Origin of the sequence: Nocardia cyriacigeorgica (genome assembly GCF_010858045.1) — a bacterium.
Taxonomy (GTDB): Bacteria; Actinomycetota; Actinomycetes; order Mycobacteriales; family Mycobacteriaceae; genus Nocardia; species Nocardia cyriacigeorgica_E.
This window is the reverse complement of record NZ_JAAGVC010000165.1, coordinates 1-364: the sequence shown is the minus strand read 5'-3', so window position 1 is coordinate 364 and position 364 is coordinate 1. Positions and strand designations below refer to the sequence as shown.

Annotated in this window: 1 pseudogene; it reads left to right on the top strand. The window is 69.2% G+C overall.

Annotated features, from left to right (window positions below):
* Window positions 1–287, top strand: a pseudogene (locus tag GV790_RS29195) (hypothetical protein); the annotation flags it as partial.
* Window positions 288–364 lie beyond the last annotated feature (77 nt).

Here is a 364-nt window from a genome sequence, read left to right as displayed (position 1 = left end):
GCGCCGACCTGCTGCGCGCGGACTACGACCCGGACTGGCCACGCCTGGCCGCGCAACTGCTCGGCCGGGTCGGACACGCCTCCCGCTCCGGAATCGAGGCCACCGCGGCGCTGGCGCTGCGCGAACTGGAGTCGATCATCGCGTGTTCGGCCCGGCGGCCACCGGCCGTTCTGGAGGCTCAGCTGGAGCTGGATCTGGATTCGTACCGGCTCGACATCCGGCACTGGGCGCCACACGCGCGCTGTGTCTGTCGGCACATCCGTCCCGGTACCGAGGGTTCGATGTGACGCGCACCACTCCGAAAGCGGGATTCTCAGTGGATTTCAATGGCACAGCAGCGGCCCGGTCGGCCATGATGGGTACG